General features: G+C 31.8%; 17 protein-coding genes. 13 read left to right on the top strand and 4 right to left on the bottom strand.

Annotated features, from left to right (window positions below; genetic code table 11):
- Positions 1–29 precede the first annotated feature (29 nt).
- Positions 30–1,568, top strand: a complete 1,539-nt coding sequence (locus C1A40_RS15360) for an SLC13 family permease (RefSeq protein ID WP_102996670.1) — start codon at positions 30–32, stop codon at positions 1,566–1,568.
- A gap of 170 nt (positions 1,569–1,738) precedes the next feature.
- Here the strand turns inward: C1A40_RS15360 and C1A40_RS15355 are convergent, their stop codons facing one another.
- Complete coding sequence (locus tag C1A40_RS15355) at positions 1,739–2,458, bottom strand: 3-ketoacyl-ACP reductase (RefSeq protein WP_102996669.1); 720 nt, start codon at positions 2,456–2,458, stop codon at positions 1,739–1,741.
- A 288-nt stretch (positions 2,459–2,746) separates the two neighbouring features.
- On the opposite strand from C1A40_RS15355, the gene C1A40_RS15350 reads away from it, so the two are divergent.
- From C1A40_RS15350 to C1A40_RS15330, 5 genes are all read left to right on the top strand, one after another.
- Positions 2,747–3,118: a hypothetical protein gene (locus C1A40_RS15350; protein ID WP_102996668.1), complete on the top strand. Its 372-nt coding sequence runs from the start codon at positions 2,747–2,749 to the stop codon at positions 3,116–3,118.
- Between the two features lie 79 nt (positions 3,119–3,197).
- Positions 3,198–3,716, top strand: coding sequence for a hypothetical protein (locus C1A40_RS15345; RefSeq protein WP_102996667.1), 519 nt, complete (start codon positions 3,198–3,200; stop codon positions 3,714–3,716).
- Positions 3,717–3,831: 115 nt separating this feature from the next.
- On the top strand, positions 3,832–5,505 hold the full coding sequence (locus C1A40_RS15340; protein ID WP_102996666.1) for a patatin-like phospholipase family protein: 1,674 nt from the start codon (positions 3,832–3,834) through the stop codon (positions 5,503–5,505).
- Between the two features lie 44 nt (positions 5,506–5,549).
- Positions 5,550–7,301 carry an amidohydrolase family protein gene (locus C1A40_RS15335; RefSeq protein ID WP_102996665.1) on the top strand — a complete coding sequence of 584 codons (1,752 nt, stop codon included), beginning with the start codon at positions 5,550–5,552 and terminating at the stop codon, positions 7,299–7,301.
- A 157-nt stretch (positions 7,302–7,458) separates the two neighbouring features.
- Complete coding sequence (locus C1A40_RS15330) at positions 7,459–8,106, top strand: DsbA family oxidoreductase (protein WP_102996664.1); 648 nt, start codon at positions 7,459–7,461, stop codon at positions 8,104–8,106.
- Positions 8,107–8,458: 352 nt separating this feature from the next.
- Here C1A40_RS15330 and C1A40_RS15325 read toward each other — a convergent pair whose 3' ends face one another.
- Positions 8,459–8,734, bottom strand: coding sequence for a winged helix-turn-helix transcriptional regulator (locus tag C1A40_RS15325; protein ID WP_158651411.1), 276 nt, complete (start codon positions 8,732–8,734; stop codon positions 8,459–8,461).
- A gap of 155 nt (positions 8,735–8,889) precedes the next feature.
- On the opposite strand from C1A40_RS15325, the gene C1A40_RS15320 reads away from it, so the two are divergent.
- Positions 8,890–9,402: a VOC family protein gene (locus C1A40_RS15320; RefSeq protein WP_102996662.1), complete on the top strand. Its 513-nt coding sequence runs from the start codon at positions 8,890–8,892 to the stop codon at positions 9,400–9,402.
- 126 nt (positions 9,403–9,528) lie between these two features.
- The gene (locus C1A40_RS15315; RefSeq protein WP_102996661.1) at positions 9,529–9,708 is read left to right on the top strand and encodes an adenylosuccinate synthetase; all 180 of its coding nucleotides are present in this window, start codon (positions 9,529–9,531) and stop codon (positions 9,706–9,708) included.
- Between the two features lie 4 nt (positions 9,709–9,712).
- Here the strand turns inward: C1A40_RS15315 and C1A40_RS15310 are convergent, their stop codons facing one another.
- Positions 9,713–9,961 carry a hypothetical protein gene (locus C1A40_RS15310; RefSeq protein ID WP_102996660.1) on the bottom strand — a complete coding sequence of 83 codons (249 nt, stop codon included), beginning with the start codon at positions 9,959–9,961 and terminating at the stop codon, positions 9,713–9,715.
- A 716-nt stretch (positions 9,962–10,677) separates the two neighbouring features.
- Positions 10,678–11,022: a helix-turn-helix domain-containing protein gene (locus C1A40_RS15305; RefSeq protein WP_102996659.1), complete on the bottom strand. Its 345-nt coding sequence runs from the start codon at positions 11,020–11,022 to the stop codon at positions 10,678–10,680.
- A gap of 153 nt (positions 11,023–11,175) precedes the next feature.
- On the opposite strand from C1A40_RS15305, the gene C1A40_RS18235 reads away from it, so the two are divergent.
- From C1A40_RS18235 to C1A40_RS15280, 5 genes are all read left to right on the top strand, one after another.
- Complete coding sequence (locus tag C1A40_RS18235) at positions 11,176–11,328, top strand: hypothetical protein (protein ID WP_158651385.1); 153 nt, start codon at positions 11,176–11,178, stop codon at positions 11,326–11,328.
- A 69-nt stretch (positions 11,329–11,397) separates the two neighbouring features.
- Positions 11,398–12,360: a grasp-with-spasm system ATP-grasp peptide maturase gene (gene gwsG, locus C1A40_RS15300; protein WP_102996658.1), complete on the top strand. Its 963-nt coding sequence runs from the start codon at positions 11,398–11,400 to the stop codon at positions 12,358–12,360.
- 178 nt (positions 12,361–12,538) lie between these two features.
- Positions 12,539–13,534, top strand: a complete 996-nt coding sequence (gwsS, locus tag C1A40_RS15290; RefSeq protein ID WP_102996656.1) for a grasp-with-spasm system SPASM domain peptide maturase — start codon at positions 12,539–12,541, stop codon at positions 13,532–13,534.
- A complete protein-coding gene (locus C1A40_RS15285; RefSeq protein ID WP_102996655.1) occupies positions 13,524–15,155 on the top strand; it encodes a hypothetical protein in 1,632 nt (543 codons plus the stop codon). Before gwsS ends, C1A40_RS15285 begins: the two co-directional genes overlap by 11 nt.
- Positions 15,142–17,337 carry a peptidase domain-containing ABC transporter gene (locus C1A40_RS15280; protein WP_102996654.1) on the top strand — a complete coding sequence of 732 codons (2,196 nt, stop codon included), beginning with the start codon at positions 15,142–15,144 and terminating at the stop codon, positions 17,335–17,337. The genes C1A40_RS15285 and C1A40_RS15280 overlap by 14 nt, the downstream gene beginning before the upstream one ends.
- Positions 17,338–17,406: the final 69 nt, after the last annotated feature.

The raw sequence follows: 17,406 nt of genomic DNA, 5'->3' as shown, positions 1-17,406 counted from the left end.
GCATAAACCAAATAAACCACCACCTAATTATGTCGACTATAGAGGCAAATACCACGATTAATATGAAATTAATAATCGCAGGGTTATTAATATTTTTTAGCATCATTTTCTTTGTAGATCTGCAACCTGGCATGCCTGAAGTCACTTATACAGCGGCTATTGCCTTTTTAATGGCTTTTTGGTGGGTAACCGAAGCTCTACCTATAGGTGTTACATCGTTGTTGCCTATAATTTTGTTTCCTGTTTTAGGTGTTCTGGACGGTAAGTCCATTTCTGGTGCGTATATCAATTATGTTATTTTTCTTTTTATTGGTGGTTTCGTCATGGCTCTGGCTATGGAAAAGTGGAATTTACACAAACGTATCGCCTTAAAAATTTTAGCGCTAGTAGGCGGGAGCCCGTTTAGAATTTTGTTGGGGTTTATGTTAGCTTCTTCATTTTTATCGATGTGGATGTCCAATACAGCAACAGCTATGATGATGCTTCCTATTGCGTTTTCGGTAACTGCAGCTTTAGAAGAAGTTTACGGCGAAGGAAAAATAAGTTCTTTCGCGGCTGGTTTATTATTAGCTATTGCTCATGCTTGTTCTATAGGCGGTATTTCAACTTTGGTAGGAACACCTCCAAATTTATCATTTTTACGAATTTTTGAAATTATTTATCCGAATTCACCTGAAATATCTTTTGGTCAATGGGTTGTTTTTGCTTTTCCGATAAGCGTCATGATTTTTGCTGTATCGCTAGGCTTAATTTATTTAACATATCGTCCGAAAGGACATATTGAAAAACTTGATAAATCATTTTTTAGAGATAAATACCGTGAATTAGGAGCTGTAAGTCTGGAAGAAAAGCGTGTTTTTATACTTTTTATAAGTTTAACGCTATTATGGGTGTTTCGATCGGATTTAAATTTTGGAATTATAAGTATTCCTGGGTGGAGTGGTTTTTTCAAAAATCCTAAATATTTAAATGATGGCACGGTGGCTATTTTTGTGGCTATGCTTTTATTTATTGTGCCAGCGTCTAAAAAAAACACAGCCTTAGTCGATTGGAAAATCATGGGGAAACTCCCGTGGCACATTGTGTTTTTATTTGGTGGCGGTTTTGCACTTGCTAAAGGTTTTATAGATTCAGGTTTGTCTAGTTATGTTGGAGGATTATTGGCAGGTACTAAAGATATGTCGCCACTAATGCTAGTGGGTACTTTAACCACCATGATGTCAACGTTAACCGAGTTTACCTCTAATACAGCAACTACGGAAATGATGCTTCCTATAGTGTCTGGATTGGCATCAGAAATTCAAGTTAACCCTTTATTAATTATGATTCCGGTGACTTTAGCGGCGTCTATGGCCTTCATGCTGCCCATTGCCACACCACCAAATGCCATTGTTTTTGGTACGGGAAAATTAAAAATGGTTCAGATGATAAAAACGGGACTCATTATCGATATTGTGGCAACCATCATCATCGTGTTCATGACGCTTTTTTGGGGTACGATAATTTTTGAAATAGACCCGACTGTGTTTCCGGAATGGGCGGCTTCTTCCGCGAAAGCGATAAAATAATACTAGAAAAAATTGAAGTTATTATAATAGTTGATCATTCTATGATTTGTCAAGATGAGCTTGTCGAAACCGATGTATACCGTCATTCCAGTTTAAAATATTTCGACAGGCTCAATAGGACAATTATAGACTTTTTATACAACCTTATAGTACGGCTGCCATGATTATTATTACGGATTAGTAGACCACAAAGCAGCACTTTTAAGCATAGCGCGCTTTGGTAATTTTAAACCTGCAACAATAAGTTGAGCAAAATCTTCGGGTTGTAAAACGCTGTCTTCCGAATCTTTAGTGGCAATGCCTAGGTCGATAGACATGTCTGATGCAATGGTGCTGGGCGTTAATGTACACACTCGAATGTTATTTTTACGGACTTCCTTCATTAAGGATTCCGACATGCCGATAACCGCAAATTTTGAAGCAGAATACGCCGAAGTACTTGCGTTTCCATTTAATCCAGCTGTTGATGACACATTTATGATTTCGCCATCGTTTTGATGGATTAAGTTTGGTAAAACTTCTTTGGTGACATAATACATGCCCATAACATTGGTTTGAATTATTTGAGTCCATTGGTCGACTGGCATATCATTTAAAGTACCAAAAGCCGCAATTCCAGCATTGTTTACTAAAATATCAACGCCTCCTAATGTTTCAATAAGTTCTTTAATGACTATCTTAACATCTTCATAATTACCAACGTCAAAGGCAGCATAGGTGGCCTTAACGCCTAAAGCTTCAATTTCGGCAACGGTTTCTTTTAGAAGTTTTTCATTTCTACCTGTTATAGCGACATCAATGCCTTCTTGTGCAAAAGCAAGTGCTGTGGCTTTTCCTAATCCTCGGCTGCCACCTGTAATTATGGCTTTTTTATTTTTTAATGTTGTCATTTTGAAATATTTATGTATTGATATTGAGTTATTTATAATGATCAGTTAAATCATTTATCAAAACTGTAAGTTACAAAACTCTGGGTACAGAAGTATAAAGCTATACGTTGTTTTTAAGTTAAAACTGAAGAGCGTCATAAATTTAATGTAGTATTCTCTGAATGAAGAAAATAAGGCTAACCAAATCCATCAATTATGCTATTGTGTAATATGTTTCCTGTTAATTTTTGATATATTCGCTCTTTTGAATCCAAAATTTTACAACCTAACAAACTAACCCCGTCCTGCATGACTAGAACTTATACCTGGGTTTTATTATTCATTTTACTTATTACAGGTGGCTATTTGGTTAAAGCTTTTTTTGAGGAAGATGACGCACTAAAACGTGTTGAGTTTGAATTACAGCAAACTAAACTAAGTTTAAATGAAGCCTTGAATTCTAATAAACAGACTAAAAAGGAGATTACGCAGTTAAACCTACAGCTTACCAACTATCAAGCGGAATTAGAGCGCTTTCAGCATAAAATAGACATCATAAATTTGCTTCAAGAACGCATCAAAGTAGCAACATTTAAAAGACGCCAAACCATCGATTCTTTATTAAAAATAAAACGTGAACGCCTGTCTGTGCTTATAGCCAACGATAGTGTATTCGATTAATACCAGTAATTCTACTAAAAACTCTTTGATGAAAAGCAGCCTCCTCATTTTATGTTTTTTGATTTTTATAAACACCAACATGTTTGGTCAGAGCCCGAAGCAAAAGTTTTCTGAAACCATAACCATTGATTCCTCATATGTAATAAAACTTGAAAAACCATACATTTTAAAGCCTCAAGAGGTATTAAAAAACAACACCAATAGTAAGTTATATGTGTTTAATGCTCCGAGTTTTAAATATTTTCAGGAATTACGTCAATTTTTAAAAATGGAAAATGAAACGGAGCTTGATACCGTCATAAACAGCTATCATCAACTTATTTTAGAAAGTCAGGATTTATATGATAAGCTTGCCAAAGACTGTCGTGCTCAACAAAATTTATATGAGCAAAGCATTAGCGAGTTTCAGGAAAGTGTAAACTATTTAGAAACTTCGGTAAATCGCACAGAACAAGCCCTATTGGAATCCAACACGTCGTTAGAAGCAGCCTCATCAGAATTAAAATCCTATAGAAAAAAACGATTTTGGAGAAACGTTGGCGCTGTTGGAGCAGGAACCGTAATTGGTGTGCTTATAGGTGTTCTAGTGGCTAATTAAAAACGGATAAGGAAAAGTCTTAAACTAATTTTTTCTTCTGAAAACACTTACAAACCTGTATATTTATAACCCTATTAAAAGAGATGTTCCCACATTTTATAAACCAAAAGACACCATGGCAGAAGACTTTAAACCATTTGAAAACATCGGACTCTGTTTTAGCGGAGGTGGATATAGAGCCACGTTTTATGCCTTGGGTGTTTTATCATATTTAAATCATCAGAATTATAAAAACTTACCGCTTTTAAAACGAACCAAAGCCTTAAGTACGGTTAGTGGTGGTACTTTAACAGGAGTGGCTTATGCTAAAGCTGTACAGGATCCTAACTTCGATTTTAAGGTGTTTTTTAATAGGTTTTATGAGACGTTCACTCCCGAAAATGATACTTTACTAGAAAAAGCCATTTCAAAATTGGAAGATGATGCTGTTTGGAAGGCCAATCCTTCTAAAAAACGTTCATTAATCAATGCTTTTGCTTTAACCTACGCCGAATTGCCTTTATTTCAAGGGGAATTCAGTCTTTTTAAAAAGGAGCATATTAAACAACTGGAGCAGGTTTGTTTTAATGCTACCGATTTCTCATTCGGACTTACCTATCGCTTTCAAAACAGGGGATATTTTGGAAATAATCCTTTGTATAAAACCAATCAAAAGGAAATAAATGCGCTGCGTTATCAAATCGCATTAGGCGATGTTATAGCGTCATCATCATGTTTTCCAGTGGGATTTGAACCTTTGGTTTTCCCTGATGATTACTTTAAAGATCATAACGATACCGACTATAAAAATTTAAAAGCCATTGATGCTTTTGATAAAGGTGTAGGCATTATGGATGGTGGTATTGCCGATAATCAAGGTATTGGCAGCATGATGCTTATTAACGAGCGCATGAAAAACGGTTTAGATTTAATTATTGTTAATGATGTAGGAAGTTTTAAAATGCAGCCCTGGGAACCCGATGCGTCTAAAATTGAAAAAACATCAACACTCCAACAAGCGATAAACAAAATTTTAAAGTATTTCACCATCAAGCCTTTGTATGTTATAATGCTCATCATTGGTGTTTTGATTTTAACTTTGAATAATATGCAGGTTTTTGGTTCGCAATCTTATACAAGTCTGTATATTCTAGGCGGTGTTTTTCTAGGGGCTGGTAGTTTATTAACCGTTTTAGGGTTATTGGCTTCCATGTTAAAATCGGCTGTGCTGTCTAAACTGAAAACCATTTTCAAAAAAAATGTTCCAGAACCTTTGTTAGATGATGTTTTAACGTTTCAAAAATTGGATATTGGCTTAATTCAGAGAATGCTTTCAGAACGATTTAGCTCGGCTATGACCATGATAAACGATGTGTTTTTAAAGCAAATGCGACGTTTAAACTACGATTTGTTTTATTCAAAAGACATTTTAAAAAATAAACGCATCACCACAACGGTGTATAAATTAAGTGGTAAAAAAACAGCTTACAATAAAGCTACTAGTCTGAGTAAAGACATTAAACCTCCAAGTAAAATTTTAAAAAAGGTGTGTTTAACGGCTTCGGAAACGCCAACAACCTTATGGTGGGATAAAACTGATATTGCTAGTAACCGTATGGAAACGCTATTGGCTTGCGGACAATTTACCATCTGTTACGAACTCATGGATTATATTTTGGAACTAAAATCTAAGAACGAAAATTTATTTAATGATTTCCCTGAAATTGAACCACTTTACAACGCTTTGGAGTCCGATTGGAACCTATTTAACAATGACCCCTTGTGGTTAGTGCATGCCCTAAAAGTTTAAGAATATCACAGAAAATCTTATTTTTAAACTTTAAACCCAACCCGATGAACAAACCAATTGGCGATTTACATTGTCACCCGTCATTTAAACCATGTAATAATCCAGATATAAGCGATATATGGACCTACAAAAAAAACATTCATCCCAAAGATTTATTTAAGGGAATACTAGGTGTTAGTCCGCGACGTTGGATGGTGAATCTTTTTGTTAAAGATTTAGCTACTTATACCCAATCAAATTTAGACAGTTGTTACGAAGGCGATAACCGACTTCTGTTTCTTTCCATTTATCCCATAGAAAGGCAGTTTTTAAGACCTGACAGACCTTTTGCCTCATCTACTTTTGTGCAGCGTTTTATTTTGGCCCAAGTATTTGGCATAGAATTAAAAAGACATATTGATAGTAGAATTATTCAAATTCTAACGGGGTTTTCTTCTACAAAAGTGGTCGATTATTTAAAAAGTGTTTATGATTCAGAGTACGTCGATTATTTCAAAACTGATTTTTCATTAGAATATAAGTACATCAATCAAAGTCATTTAAGCTGTTCGCCGAATGCTGAAGATAATGTTGCTACATTTCAATTAGTATCTAATTATGAAGAGTATGCAGCACTTCGAAATCAGAATATTATAGCTGGAATCCTTACTGTTGAAGGCGCCCATGCTTTGGGAGAATACAACTCCAAGGATTTGGTGGGGGATAAAATGATTGATGACTTATCAGAAGAAAATAAAGAGAAGCTTAAGGCCAGTTTCATTAGGAACATTTCAGCATTAAAAGATAAAGAGCAATTCGAATTCACACCATTTTTCATCACATTTGCGCATCACTTTAACAATTTACTTACGGGTCATGCTAAAAGTTTTGGTGAAGCCAAAAACAAAAGTATGCCTGGGTTTTCCAATGTTTTTAATCAGAAAAATGGCTTAGACTTGGGTATTAGTGATTTTGGAAAGCAACTCATCAAATCGCATTTACTTAGCCGACATAACGGACAGCGTATTCTTATAGACACCAAGCACATGTCGTTGCAAGCGCGAAATGATTATGCAGCTATTGTGAAAGCGCTAAGAGATGAAGGCGATGCTATGCCCATCGTTATTAGTCATACAGCTATAAACGGGATTTCAACACGAGCAAAAGCAGCAGAGCGTCTGGATACCAATCAACTAGATAAAAAATCCTATGTAAGCCGATGGGACATCAATATTACCGATGAAGACATTCGTGAAGTGTTTGATTCCAATGGTATTATTGGCGTTTGTATGCATGATGGTAGAATGCCTGGTGGAAAGTTTAAAGACCTACTTAAATCCTATAAAAAACGCTGGCCACAAAAAGAGTTTATAAGTAAACTGCATACGCAAATGTTTTTAACCAATGTGTTTCATATTGTAAAGGTTAACTTGGATCACATTCGAACATTAAATGCCCAAATACCGATTGAGGAAAATAGAATTCCAGAAGTTCAGGCTTGGAAAACCATTTGTCTAGGTTCAGACAATGATGGCATCGTGGATCCTTTCGATAATTTTAATACAGCCAGTACGCTAAAAGATTTTAAAACACGGGTAAAAAATGCCATAGATATGAATTTTGATCCCCTTTGGAAGCGCTTTAAAATTTTAGACATTAAGGAGGAAAATTACCGTTTTTTCAATGAAAATGAAATTACAGAGTTAAAATTAGGATTGACATCAGAAGAGATTGTAGATCGTATTTTTTCTGATAATATTGAAACATTCTTAAGCACTTATTTTGTAAGAGCCTACTTAGAAGGCACCGAAAATTAAGCGTAATTTGAAAAAGTAAGCCGTGTTTTGTAATGAATCGGTGTTTCTACGACTAGCTTAAGGGTTATAATGAGATAATTGAAACAGTTAAAAATCTTTTGATTTATTACCGTGTTAACGCATAAAAACCATTTAATTGCTTTATAAAATTAGTGCTATGAAAAAGAAACTAAAAATTGATATGGTATCCGATGTGGTGTGCCCATGGTGTACCATTGGATTTAAACGATTGGAAAAAGCCATTGCCGAACTAGGTATTAAAGACCAAGTAGAGGTGGAGTGGCAGCCTTTCGAGCTTAATCCACAAATGCCTAAAGAAGGCCAGAATGTAACCGAACACATTAGCGAAAAATACGGATCGACTTTAGAACAACAAAAAGCCTCTCAAGAACAAATGACTGAAATAGGTGAGGAGCTTGGCTTTAAATTCGATTATTTTGAAGATATGCGCATGGTTAATACGTTCGAAGCTCATATTTTATTGGATTATGCTAAAAAATATAACAAGCAAACCGATTTAAAAATGCGTTTAACTACGGCGTTTTTTAGTGAACGAAAAGATGTTTCTAGCCGTGAGGTTTTAAAGCAAGCTTTAATTGATGTTGGTTTAAATGCAGAAGATGGCATGGCATTATTAGACAATGACGAAGTGCGTTATAATATTAAAAGTCAGGAAGCTTTTTGGCAGAATGCTGGTGTTCAATCGGTTCCAACGGTTGTTTTTAACAGAAAAAGTGCGGTTACTGGGGCTCAACCGGTTGATGTATTTAAGGAGGTTTTAAGTGAGATGCTGGAAAACGTATAGCTAGGTGTTCGAGCGAAGTCGAGAACAATATAGCTTGATTAAATTAAAACTTCTCGACTTCGCTCGAAAACGGTATTATGGAGTACGCGAATTAACTTTTGCCTCTGTGAACCTCAGTGTATTCAGCAATCGGTTCCAACGGTGGTTTTCATCAAAATGTTTGAAAACGTATAGTAAGGTGTTCGAGCGAAGTCGAGAACAATATAGCTTCAATGAAATCAAAACTTCTCGACTCCGCTCGAAGACCGTATTATGGAGTAGGTGAATTAACTTGTAGGCTCTGCGAAACTCAGTGTATTATCTGAGTAACTCTGTGTAAAAACAGTCATGCAAAACGCAGTGAAGCAACTAATTATTTCTGACTATCTTCCAATCCCCATTTATCCAAACTTCTTAAAATATGCTCAAGGGATTTCCCTCGAATGGTTAATTCGTATTCCACTTTAGGAGGAACAACAGGGTAAACTTTTCTAAAAATAAGACCATCTTTTTCTAAATCTCTTACTGTTTGGGTAAACATTTTATTAGAAATCCCAGGAATTTTCTTTTGTAATACTCCTGAACGTAAACCGCCTTCTAATAAATGAAATAGAATTAAAGGTTTCCATTTTGTTCCTATTAAATTCATAGTGTAATTCAACGGACAACTATTTTCTTTATTCAAAATTTAAACTTATATTGTTGATATTCTTTAATTTACTCGTTTTGGTAACTATATTACTTTTTGGTAGGTTATTGCCAATAAGACAAATATAGACTAATTTTGCTTTAAAAATAAAACATATGACAAGTAGTAACAATTATCCAAAATCATTTTCGCATATCGGAATAACCGTTCCAAATATAAAAGAAGCCGTTAAATTCTATTCGGAAGTTATGGGCTGGTACATCATTATGGAACCTTCAACCGTAAAAAAGGAAAAGGAAACCGCCATTGGTCAAATGTGCATTGACGTTTTCGGAGACGATTGGACAGCATTTGAAATTGCTCATTTAGCAACTTCCGATGGTATTGGAATAGAATTATTTTCTTTTCCGAATGGCATTAAAGAAGCACCAGAATTTAATCCTTTCAATACAGGGTTATTTCACTTTTGCGTTCAAGACCCCAATATTGAAGAACTTATTGATAAAATTTTGTCATACGGAGGAAAACAAAGAATGCCTATTAGATCATACTATCCAAATGACAAGCCATTCAAAATGTGTTATGTTGAAGACCCATTTGGAATTGTTTTTGAAATTTACACCCATAGTTATGAACTAACATATTCTTCGGGTGCTTATTCAAAATAAAACGATTTTTTATTCGTGCCTCCTAATGAATGATATACTTCATTTTGAAAGTTAACGTTTAATAGAGGTAGTTGTCATGCAGAACGCAGTGAAGCATCTATCAATAATAACAAAAAACTCAAAATCATGAAATCCCTCATAAACTTTATAGCATTACAATTACCTATAGGAACACCAAATCCAGACGACAATCAGCCTCTGGATTTGTCTGACCCATTTGAGGTCATTGTGTTTATCATTTTACCTATAGTTATTGCAATTCTTTATTTTCTTTGGAGAAAACAAAAGCAGAAGGATAAAAAATAAGCGTTTATTTTTCGTTACCCGGATCGGTGTCCAATTCAATATTTTCTATGGGCTCTTTTTTAGGTTTCTTATCATCTTTCTTCTGATCCTGATGCCTGTCATTGGTTAAAGGCCTAGCCGTTCTTCCGCCAGGAATATCTAAATTCTCCTTGGCGCTTTCGGGTTCATTTTTAGTCTTTCTTAGCATTTTACTGTTTTGTACATCTAAATCTACCTGTTTAGATGTATCTTTTTTGTCCTGTTCCTTTTTCATGAGTTTTTTATTTTAAACGTTAGTATTACCTTCTTTTATCAAAAATAACTTGAATAAAAATGGACGGTTAGCTTGATTAAAATAAAGTTTGATCCTTTTCGAAAGGGAATACGCTATAAAAACAAGTTATTATGTAGTTTGTAGAAACCCTCTCTTAATTATTGTCCTTTTTAAGAACCAAATCATTTTTGATACTTATAGGAGCTATTGGGGATGAAATTGAAATTAAAGGAAAATACTTTTGGCCAACTAGATATGTTAAATTTGTTTTTAACTAATTTGTTGAATTAATTTGAAAACTTCCAATTTCGTAGAAAATTAAGCGCTGGTGTCAATCCATGAGAATCGCGTATTTGAAAATTTATGAACCATAACCACTTAATACTGAAAAGATAGTAAATGATAAGTTTTCAATATTTTACTTAACTATTAGAACTTTTGAATTAGGATTTAGTAAGGCCTAGTTTTAAATAAGCGGTTACAGAGTTACAATTATGTCAAATATCGCGAAAAAGCGCTATTTAGCTAATTGTTGTAAAATGCACTATAATGGCCCGCATTAGGTAACTTTGCTTTGGTAAAGCAAAGTTTTCTTGTTCTAATTTTATTTAAAAAAATCTTTTACATAAGTTTCTTCAAAAAAAGTAATGGAATGCGCTTTGACTGAAGCGAATATAGGAGTGAAGAGGGAATGTGTATGAAATGGGCTATTAGCACTATTTTTCCTTTTTTAATAACTCTCTCAAATAAGCTATTTCTTCTTTTAATGAAGTAATATGCTCTTTATCTGCATTTATAATTGTTTCTACATTATAAGCTTGTACGTTCTCGTTATTATGTTGGTTAATAATTTTTTCAGATTTTTCATCAAACAAATAGGATATTGTAATATCCAACACTTTTGCTATTTTTTGAATTTTTGGTATAGTTAACCTATTATCACTTTTTTCTAATCTGCCATAGTTAGATTGTGTAATATCTAACTCTAATGCCATTGCTTCTTGAGAAATGCCTTTATTTTCTCTAACTTTTTTAATTCTATAACCAATACTGTTATTCATAATACAACTTGTTTATGCGTAAAAGTAATGGTTTTATTTAAATAACGAATAGTAATGTAAGATAATTAAACGGATATTTGAACGTCAATACTTGGCAAAGTCTTATAATTGTAAAAATTTTATGACTAATTTTTAACTTTTATATTTATTTTTATGAAAAAATTAGAAGATTTCAATTGTGAGAAAGTTGAATTAAAAACCGTTTATGGAGGAAGAATGGCTATGGCATTTTCAGACCAAAACACGGTAACTGTTGGTGACAACGGAGGAAATCCAGATGATGGACCTGATGATTCTTGGGACTAAAAGTTAAACCTTGTTTAAATTAAGGAGAGGAATGTTTATTTCCCCTCCTTATTCTTTTAAATTAAATGTATGATACTTATATTGAGCACTCCCACAGATTTAGACACCCAAAATGTAATAGATTGGTTAGTTCATTTTAATACTCCATTTTTTCGTTTAAATGATGAAGATTTATTAAAAGGAAATGTAGGTTTTTATTACGATTTATCTAATGAATCGCAAGCATATTTCAGTCAAGGAAATATAAAGATATTTTTGAAAGATATATCTGTAGTATGGTTTAGGAAATTTGGATTTCTAAAATCGTATGAAAAAGTATTTAACAAGAAAAGTGATATAACAAAATATCTTTACACAGAGTTTATTGTAATAAGGTCTACTATTTTTAACTTGTTAGACAGCAAAAAATGGTTTTATAGAAAAGGAAATATGCCAACTAAATTGGAGGTTTTAAAAACAGCCCAAGAATGTGGTTTAAATATTCCGAAAACTAAAATTCTTTCAAATAAAAAAGCACTAGATGTTTTTTTTGAGTTTAATAATAACGAAGTGTTAACCAAATCACTAGGAGAAGGTAAACATGTTGAATATGATGCTGGTAATTATCCTTTTTTCACTAAAAAAATAGAAAGCACCGCCTCTATATCTGATAAATTTAGCCCCACATTATTTCAAAAATACACAGATAAAATTTTAGAGTTGAGGATTTTTTATTTGGATGGAGATTTTTATTCAATGGCAATATTTTCTCAAAGTAACCCCAAGACTAAAATAGATTTTAGAAGTTATGATATGGAGAATCCAACAAGATATGTTCCTTATTCATTACCAAATAATATAAAAGATAGTATTGACAATTTGATGAAAAAGCTAGGGCTAAATACAGGCTCAATTGACATGATTCATGCCACAGATAATATGTATTATTTTTTAGAAGTAAATCCATCAGGTCAATTTGGAATGACTAGCACTCCGTGTAACTACAATTTGCATAAAAAAGTTGCTCAATATTTATATAAAAACTCTAATTAATTATGACAAAACTAATAGATATTCTTCCAGATGACTATCGAGATAAGTTACCTGCATCTGTGTTTTTTATAGAAAAAAAGAATGTTATTACTCAAATAAACGAATTACATTACGCCAAATCCAAATTATATAATACTGATAAAATGAGATGTTATTTATATTATAAATCTGCTTTTTTATGAAAAAGTATTATAGATTTTATGAGTGTTGCAAGTTAGTAAGAGGAGCAAATAGAACTGCAGTCTATGATTTACAAAGATTAAATTTGTATTTTATACCAAATTCTGTAATTGAAGTTTTCAAAGACTATGAAAATAAAGGAATAGATACCCTGTTTAGTGACTATTCTTCTCAAAAAGAACATTTAGAAAAACACTTTGATTATCTGTTATCAAGTGAAATAATTTTTACAACAGATAACAAAGATGTATTTCCTGCTATGAGTTCTGCTATAGAAAAACCTCTTTATTTAGATTTTTTATTTATCGAAATAGATTCTTTACAGGAGTTTAAAAAGAGTTTTTTAGAAAATTTTATTGATAATACGGGTGTAGAGCATATTGTAATTATTAATTCAAGTAATTCTACTGAAAACTTAAATAAAGTATTAAAATTATTGAATGAGTCTAGAGTTAAGCTAATTACATTTATATCATTATTTGATGATAATTTAATTAAGGAGGTCATAGCCTTAAAAAACAAACATGAAAGACTAAAGAAATTGATTTTTTTTAATAGCCCTAATAACGATATAACGAATACAGAAGATGAAAGTGTAGAATATTTTAAAAACGATTTAAACAAACTACTAACAAGAAGAATATCTGGCATTAAAAGTTTTACACTAAACATAAAGGCATATCTTGAATCGTTAAACCATAACCTATACTTCAACAGAAGAGCATATATAAATAATAATGGAGAGGTAAAGCCATCTTTTGTTCATAGAGAATATTACGGAAACATTAAAGATGAGGACATAAAAACCATTGTTTTTAAAGAAGGTTTTCAGCACCTATGGGCTTTAACTAAAGACAAAATTGGTGTTTGTAAAGATTGTGAATTTAGATATATGTGTCCTGATAATAGAATCCCAATAAAAATTGAAGATAGATATATTCATAACACGGATTGTAATTATAGCCCATATACAAATACTTGGAATGAAAAATAAATATTATATATATATATTATTTTTGTTAATAATTTTTACTTCTTGCGGGACTTACCATCCTCAAAATAAATTTAATTACTATAATGGAAGTACTTTTTATAATGATAGTTTAAATATGAGTGTTAATTTTTTTGGGGACACAAAAATTGATAACCCCAAAAAAGAGCAAAAAAAGATAATTAAATTAGCTATAAAAGATTTAAAAGGGATTAAGCTTAAAAACTTAATGGTTTTTGGTTTTTGTTCTGACCCTGAATATAATATTTTTCTCTTTTATAAAGAACCAAAAAAGGCGATAACCAAAATTAAAGATTCTATAAAGTTAATAGTAAAAGATACAGTAAATAATCGCATTTTGTTTAAAAAAAAAAATACGGAAATTTATTTACTTCTAAAAGGCAAGAACAAACTCAAGGGACTTAAACATATATTAAAAGATGGTTTTGCACTTACTGAATCTATACTTTTAGATAGCGCTAATTCTGAAAAATTAACCTTTTCTAAGATATTTGAAACCTATAAAAATAATCCGAATTATCTTTTTGTAAGAGAAAAACTTAAAAATACGTTTATTCCTAAATCCAAAAAAAAGGATTGGATGCAATTTCAATATTTGGCAACTGTAAATTCTTTTATGTCAAATAATATAGAATATGATAGTTTAATTAATGAATTTCAATCTTCTAGGAAAAAATATTTACAGCGGACTGTCGATAGTATAATAAGTAAACGAAATGCTATTATTAATGATGCCGTTTTTGATTCAATTTCAGAAGCTTCAAGTCGCACTAATGTAGTTATGCTTAATGAAATGCACTGGGAACCAAATCATCGTGTAGTGGCTAATAAGCTTCTAAAAATACTAAACAATAAAGGGTATAAATATTTAGCGATTGAAGCAGTCTATAAGAATAGAGATAGTTCACTTAACTTTAGAGGTTATCCAATTAAAAATGATGGTTATTATACAAGAGAACCTTATTTTGGTCAATTTATTAGAGAAGCATTAGATTTAGGGTTTAAAATTGTAAGCTATGATGATTTTGAAACAAATAATAGAGAAGAAACACAAGCTAAAAATATAAAAAAGATTATTGAAAAAGACTCTACAGCCAAAATTTTTGTTTATGCAGGAATTGCCCATATTAATGAAAAAGAAACAGTAAAAGGTAAAAGAATGGCTGCATATTTTAAAGAATTAACAAATACAGACCCTTTAACAATTAATCAAGTTGATATTGTTTCAGATATAAAAAATGATTTGTTATTAATTAAATCAGATAATTTTAAGAGTAAGAAAAAAATAGATACAAATGTTGATTATTTTTTAATGAATAATACAACACCAATACTTGATTCCATATTTGATAATAAAGAATTAACCAATATATCTCTAAAGAAAAATATATTCAATGAATATATTAATGAAGAGTTATTAATTTCTGTTTATTATCAAGAGGAATACGAAAAGTATAAATCAGGTAGTATTCCTATAATAAATAGAATTATCCACATCAAAAATAATAAAATTACAATTCGTGTTCCAGTTTCTAAATTAACCATCAAAATTAAGGACAAGAATGATAATACTATTTTAATAGAAAAGATTGAAAGCAAATAATTTTCCTTTTTATAAACAACTAGATTTTAAGGATTGTGGGGCGACATGTTTAAAAATAATTGCAAAACATTATAAAAGAACCATTTCTACACAATATTTAAGAACTTTAAGCGAGACTACTCGTGAAGGTAGTAGCTTGTTAAATTTAAGCGAGGCTTCGGAAAAAATCGGTTTTAGAAGTATTGGAGTTAAAGTATCATTAAACCGTTTATTAGAAGCCCCTTTACCTTGCATATTGCATTGGAATAAAAATCATTATGTTGTTTTTTATAAAAAAAGAAAAGAAAGTTTTTATATTTCAGACCCTGCTTATGGCTTATTAACATATTCCAAAGAAGAGATTTTAAATCATTGGATAGGAAATAATGCTACTGAACAAACTCATGAGGGCATTGCACTTCTTTTAGAACCTACCCCAAAATTTTATGATTCCAATTTTGATAAAGAAAAGCCAAACCTTGGGTTTGAATTCTTGTCAAAATATGTTTTTAAATATAAACGGTTTTTATGGCAGTTAGTCATTGGTTTAATAACTGCAAGTTTATTACAATTAATATTTCCATTTTTGACCCAAAGCGTTGTTGATGTAGGTATTAAAAACCAAAATATTCATTTTATTTATCTCATTCTATTTGCACAATTGGCGTTATTTATTGGCAGGACAGCAATAGAAGTTGTCAGAAGCTGGATATTATTGCATTTAAGTACTCGCATTAACATCTCTTTAGTTTCTGATTTCTTTATAAAATTGATGAACCTTCCAATAGCCTTTTTTGATACCCGAATGACAGGTGACATTTTACAACGAATTAATGACCATAAGCGTATAGAACAAATGCTAACTACTTCATCTTTAAGTATTTTGTTTTCAATGGTTAACTTAATAATGTTTAGTCTAGTATTAGCTTATTATAATTTGGTGTTATTTGGTATATTTTTATCGGGGAGTATTTTATATCTTTTGTGGGTAATTATTTTTTTAAAAAAACGTAGAGATATAGATTACAAGCATTTTTCACAAGTTAGTCAAGAACAAAGTAAGGTTATTGAACTTGTAAATGGTATGCAAGAAATTAAGCTACATAATGCAGAAAAACAAAAGCGTTGGTCTTGGGAGTTTTTACAAGCTAGGCTTTTTAAAATTTCATTAGAGGGTTTAGCATTAGAACAATATCAAAGTGTAGGCTCTGGATTCATTAATGAATTAAAAAATATTTTAATCACTGTTTTATCGGCAAAATTAGTAATTGATGGAGAAATTACTTTAGGGATGATGTTAGCTATTAGTTATATAGTCGGTCAACTTAACTCTCCAATATCCCAACTTATTAATTTCATTCATCAAGTTCAAGATGCTAAAATAAGTTTAGATAGACTGTCTGAAATCCACAATAAAGAAGATGAAGAACAAGCAAACGAACAGAAAATAAGTGATATACCTAAAGACGCTGATTTACAATTAGATAAAGTGTCTTTTCGTTATATAGGTTCCGACCAATTGGTTTTAAAAGATTTGGATTTAATTATTGCTACCAATAAAATAACTGCCATTGTTGGTACAAGTGGAAGTGGTAAAACTACCTTGATGAAACTGCTTTTAAAGTTTTATGAGCCAAACGAAGGACAAATAAAATTAGGTAAGCACGATTTAAAACATATCGCACATAAAGCATGGCGAAGTCAAAGTGGTGTAGTGATGCAAGAAGGCTATATTTTTAGTGATACTATTGCTAATAATATAGCAGTTGGCGAAGATTATGTAGACAAACAAAAACTTGCTCATGCAGTAGACGTGGCAAATATTAAAGAGTTTATTGAAACTTTGCCATTAAGCTACAATACAAAAATAGGTATGGAAGGAGTTGGTTTAAGTACAGGACAAAACCAACGATTACTTATTGCAAGAGCGGTTTATAAAAATCCTGATTTCTTGTTTTTTGATGAGGCGACTTCTGCGTTAGATGCTAATAATGAAAAAGTGATAATGGAAAAATTAAATACTTTTTTTAAAAACAAAACGGTTGTTGTTATTGCACACCGTTTAAGTACTGTAAAAAATGCAGACAAAATTGTAGTATTGGAACAAGGAAAAATTGTTGAAGTTGGTAATCATGAGAGTTTAGTAAAACAGAAAGGGAATTATTATCATTTGGTTAAGAATCAATTGGAGTTGGGGAAGTAGTTTTCAGTAAAAAGTCGCAGTATTCAGTCTCAAATCTTTGGAACAAAGACACCTTTCGACTGCGTCAAG

Source organism: Tamlana carrageenivorans, from assembly GCF_002893765.1.
GTDB lineage: Bacteria > Bacteroidota > Bacteroidia > Flavobacteriales > Flavobacteriaceae > Pseudotamlana > Pseudotamlana carrageenivorans.
Note: the sequence above shows the minus strand (reverse complement) of the source record. Positions and strands in the feature narration are given on the sequence as shown.